The sequence below is a fragment of the Tolypothrix sp. FACHB-123 genome (assembly GCF_014697075.1).
Taxonomy (GTDB): Bacteria; Cyanobacteriota; Cyanobacteriia; order Cyanobacteriales; family Nostocaceae; genus Aulosira.
This window is the reverse complement of record NZ_JACJRE010000132.1, coordinates 1-5,171: the sequence shown is the minus strand read 5'-3', so window position 1 is coordinate 5,171 and position 5,171 is coordinate 1. Positions and strand designations below refer to the sequence as shown.

The window sequence follows — 5,171 nt, the reverse complement described above, 5'->3', positions numbered from 1 at the left end:
AAAGATGAAGGTTTAGATAACTGGGAACAAGCTCTCAAGTTAGTTCAACAAGAATTATCAATATCGACTTTAGATATTAAACCCATTGATAATATATACGTCAGTCATCAAGCTGGTACACCTGCGATTTCATCTGCTATTCAATTTGTGAGTCTAGCAAAATTTGGAAATCGGGTTAAATTTCTGGTATCGAATGAATATGAACCAGGATTAACCAAAATAATTGAAAGTTCTGAATATTTACGTGGTATAAATATTCAACAAGTCAAAGCTTTAATTAGTTCTGGTTCACCTGGTGCTGCTAGTAAACTTATTGAGCTTGAGCAAATAAATAATATTCAAGAACAAGCATTGACAGAATTAGCACAAGAAGTAAATAGATTCAACTTGTATATACCTACAAAAAGTGATATTAATTTTGACTTTACAACGAGTAAAACAAAACAACGTATCATTAATGCATTAGACCTAATTAGCCTATTTATTGAAAATAAGAATTATATTCAAGGTATAGCCTTATTAGCTGCTGCTCAAGAAACTTTTATGAAGGTAGCAGTTCGTTTAAAGGTTAATTCTCATGAAGAAATAGTTACTTGGAAAGCTGGGGGATTATATTTAGAATATAATCTTGCTCGGAAGAGCGTGAGCGAGAAAAAAAACAAGTTAAAAAGTAGGAAATTCCCTGATTACTCACTTGATGGTGAGCCAATAAAGCTGGAATCAAATGATGATTTTAAAGTGACAAATCGCAATTACATACTTCTAGCTTGGTTGCTCAATTTAGAATCAAATTTTTCACCTTGGGCTTTATTGAAATGGTCTTGTAAAGATAAAAGAGGTTATGATGACGATCGCCGCAATCAACTATTACATAATCTCCGGGGAATGGAAGACGAAAGTGTAAAAGAATATTTACTAGGCTATGATAGCGATATTAGCGCCAGTAGTGTTGATGAAGCTTATGAAAAGCATGTTAAAGAGCCTTTTGTCTCAGCCTTAAAACTATTCAACTTATTACCCGAACACCCTACCAATTTAAAACAAAAGCTTAAAGATATAGCAAATTCTATTTCTTGAATTAATTTATTGTCTAAACTGCGCGAACCAGCAGATGTATTTATCGAAGGCTTGTTATATAACCGCTAAAGGCTTATCAGCTATAGATTTTGAGTATTTTAGGTAAAAATGAGGTTCGCGCCAACTCTGTAATCTATACCAGGAAAGTATTTGAGGTAATTTTGATGCAGGGAGGACTTGACAAGCGATCGCGCAAACTGTACTTTTTTACTCTATCCGCGCAAACTGGTCTTGAAAGTCTTGTATATCAAGCCTTCTAGACTCCAACTGTCTCCACTAACCATGTGGAGGCGCATAATTGGAAACTTTAACCGCTTCGCCTGCCGATTTCATTCCCTTGGAGTCTCCACTAACCATGTGGAGGCGCATAATTGGAAACAGATGAAATAGAACATAACGATCCTGAATATCAGGTCTCCACTAACCATGTGGAGGCGCATAATTGGAAACAGAACTATATCATCACCGTTTGTTGGTGCGGGACGTCTCCACTAACCATGTGGAGGCGCATAATTGGAAACTGTGAATCTTTTCAGCACTTGCAATAATTACAATTTGTCTCCACTAACCATGTGGAGGCGCATAATTGGAAACGTGCGATCGCCATAAGCCATTGTGGTATAGTCTCCAGTAACAACATGGAGACTTTTGCATAAAAAATCGTCAATCGCATCACAAATAGACGATTTTCTAATCTTCACCAACAATAATAAAAATAAATAATACTAAACCCAGCTTGTAAGATTGCGGACGACAGAGGGAATTTGCAATGCATTTACCCGAATTATTTCCCCACTTCTTCATTCTCCAGCGATTGGTGGATGGTTCGCTCAACCAGAGCCAAAACCTAATTACAGCAATGCGACGCTGGATTTTAATCAATTGGTTTTATGGAGAAGCCAGCAAAAATTTAGAGTGCGATCGCTATCATGGTATAACCTTTAATGAATGGAGCGAATATTTTTTTAATCAAGACCTATTGCAACTGCAAGCATCCTTTAAATCGGGACATCCACTCGGTCGTTTGTTGGAGAAAAATGACGAAATTTTCAAATCTCACCATCCCCTCTGCCCCTGTTATAAAACAACTGTAGATTGGTTACGGTTTTATAATATTAATGTTGATGATTGGTTAGAAGAATTACAAAAAAATATTTATATATCACAACAAACAGTTAATAAAGTAATTCGCGATCGCTTGTTTGCTAAAGTGAGAAAAAGCCTACAGGCAGATATCAATGCTTTAATAGCTAAAGAATGTCTCAAATACGAAACATCCCTCTTTCCCAGACAGAATATTATCTATCGAGTAGATAAATTACCCGATTGGCTAGCTTCCACGGTTGCTAAAAAGCCAATAAATTCTCATGGGAGTTTTCCTGGATTGAATTCAACTGAAATGGCAGATTTAGCCCAAGCATTGGATATGTTAAGTTTTCTCGATCCCAAATTAGCCCCAATTGCCGATAAAATTTCTGGAGAAGTCTACGGAACTCGGCGGATATTTTTACACGTAGATTATATTTTATCTCAGGAGAACCAGCTTAATATTGATAATTTACAAGAACAATTACAAGAAAATTGGCAAAGTCGAGAAATTAAACCAATATTTTTAAACTATGCTAGCGCTCGTTGTGGTGATAAACAATGCTTGGTTTATCCAGTGTGTATTTATTACCTACAAAGGGCAAAATACCTTTGTGGTTATGGATTAAATCCTCAAGGTGATGTCAATTGGTACATTTATCGTTTAGAACGGATTAAATCATTTACCTTTGTGGATTGGTCAAATCCAATTATTCCCCCACAACTGTTATCTCAATATCTCAATAATCAACTACCAGAACCACATGATGTAGAAAAGCAAATCAGCAACGCTTGGGGATTTGAAATTAATAAACCTCCCTGCTTAATGTTGCTGAGATTCAACCGCGATTATCACCAACGCTATATCCACAATACTTTTCGTCATGACACATTTACTCGCATCAAATCACCCACAAAACTATTACAAATAATTAATCACTACACAAGTAATCCCAAAGAAGCAAAATTATTAAATAATATTATAAAAAAATATCCAGACGATGCTTATTATAGTGTCATCTATCGCGCCCATGATAATAATATCATCATGCGTTTATTGGCTTGGGGTGGTAATGTTGAAGTGTTATTACCGATGGAATTACGAAAACACATTGCTAATAATATTCGCCAAGCTTATACATTTTACGATTGTTAGGTAAACCCATAGCGGACAAGGCTTCGACAGGCTCAGTCTGAGGATGCGCGCATCACGAGATTGATTTGTGACTTATTTTGTGGTGGTACAGTTTTTGTAAGAATTCAGCATCCAGGAGTCAGAAGTCAGAATTTAGAGGTCATCTAGTAGATGAGTAAATTGATTCATCAAATATTTCTCCTCATTCTTTAACTATTCTGGCTCCTTAATTCTGACTCTTGAGTTCTTACCTATTTTTTAATATAAATTCCCCTTCTTAAGGCTTCAATTCGTTTGTGAATTGGTGGATGGCTATGTTTTAACCAATGAAAAACCCCGGTTTCTTCTTTCATTGCAACTCGTATCCATAAAGTTGACATCTCTTCACGATTCTTTTTCGGTGGTTGGAAGGGGAGTCTGTCTAAGGTTGCGAGTGCTGATACCATCGCGTCAACGCTGGTAAGCCTTGCAGCAACAGCGTCAGCATGATATTCTCGCCAACGGCTGTGCCAAAAGGTTAGTAATGTCACCAAAAATTGAGTTATTGATGGTAACAACATTAATATCAGCCAAATTGCAACTCCAATAAAAAAGCTGATTGCATGTTGCCAATTTCCTAATAGACCGTAAATTAAACCTGCAATGAACATTAATAAAGCAACAAATCTACCTAGATACCAAACTACTAATAGCATAGGTGTAAACAGAGTCACCATTACCCCACCCCAAGCCGCAGAAAGTAAAGTTTTTGCCATTGTATCTAGGTTAGCAATATGACCAATTTCATGCGCCATAACTGCGGCTACTTCTTCTTGATTTAAATTTTTAATTAACCCTGTAGTTGCAACCACCATTGAATAAGAACGAGTAGCACCAACAGCATAAGCATTGGGATTATCATCAGACAATTCAATTCCCACTACAGGAGTTTTGGGTATACTTTCAGCCAGTGCAATATCTCTAACTGCGCTACACAACCATCTTTCGGTATCCGAATATAGCCCTTTTTCATCTACTAAAAATGGATTAATCACCCGAATTTTTCTTTGATGAATATAAGTAGGAACTGCGGCGAAATATCGGTAACTTGTAGTAACAACCCAATAAAGACTGGGTAAACCGATACAAACTAAGAAAAACAACCCTAAAACAAAATTTAATGCACCCTGTTGCAATAAGAGTAACCCATAATAACTTGCACACAATCCATACATCAAAACTCCTAAACAAAATAGCCCCACAATTGCAATTACAGCTAAATTACCGCCAGCATTTTTAAATCTCATATCTTGACTCCATTTAGTTAAATTACAGCTAGTAAATCCTCAATGCTGTAACTTACCATCCCTATGGAAACTCGCGTTTCCAAGCAGGAACTAAACTATAGGAATCCTATTTCAGTTGTGAAAAATATCGGTTTTGACTGTTGACTGTTGACTATTGAATGTCAGCAATCATACATCTCATGTTTTACAAGTCCAAGAGCGGATTGCTCTCAAATCTGGATTCTGACAATCAAAAATCCTCAATCCCATTGGTTTTATGGAAGCAATAATTAGTGAATTTTTGGCTTTGCACAATTTTCAACGAGCTTGGGAAAAAGTTGCAGAGAAACGCGGATGCGCGGGTATCGACAGAGAAAGCATCGATGATTTTGCTCGCAATCAAGCATTAAATATCTATGAATTACGGGATACAGTGGCTAATGGTAGTTATGAACCTCTACCCTGCAAACAAGTTATCATACCTAAACGTAATGGTAATTTACGAGAATTAAAAATACCAACAGTACGCGATCGCATTGTTCAACAAGCCCTATTAAATGTATTTTATCCCGTGATGGAGGCGAAATTTTCTAGTGCGAGTTTTGCCT

The 5,171-nt window shown here is 36.6% G+C and carries 2 protein-coding genes, 2 pseudogenes and 1 CRISPR repeat array; of the genes and pseudogenes, 3 read left to right on the top strand and 1 reads right to left on the bottom strand.

Annotated elements, in window-relative coordinates:
* Together H6G41_RS34115 and H6G41_RS34110 are read left to right on the top strand one after the other, a co-directional pair.
* Positions 1-1,077: pseudogene (locus H6G41_RS34115) on the top strand (hypothetical protein); the annotation flags it as partial.
* 269 nt (positions 1,078-1,346) lie between these two features.
* Positions 1,347-1,671: a CRISPR direct-repeat array (repeat unit 37 nt; unit sequence GTCTCCACTAACCATGTGGAGGCGCATAATTGGAAAC).
* Positions 1,672-1,846: 175 nt separating this feature from the next.
* Positions 1,847-3,319 (top strand): TIGR03985 family CRISPR-associated protein, encoded by a 1,473-nt coding sequence (locus tag H6G41_RS34110; RefSeq protein ID WP_190752779.1) that lies wholly within the window; start codon positions 1,847-1,849, stop codon positions 3,317-3,319.
* Positions 3,320-3,549: 230 nt separating this feature from the next.
* Here H6G41_RS34110 and H6G41_RS34105 read toward each other — a convergent pair whose 3' ends face one another.
* Positions 3,550-4,584, bottom strand: a complete 1,035-nt coding sequence (locus tag H6G41_RS34105) for a M48 family metallopeptidase (RefSeq protein ID WP_190752777.1) — start codon at positions 4,582-4,584, stop codon at positions 3,550-3,552.
* Between the two features lie 256 nt (positions 4,585-4,840).
* Here H6G41_RS34105 and H6G41_RS34100 point away from each other — a divergent pair.
* Positions 4,841-5,171: pseudogene (locus H6G41_RS34100) on the top strand (hypothetical protein); the annotation flags it as partial.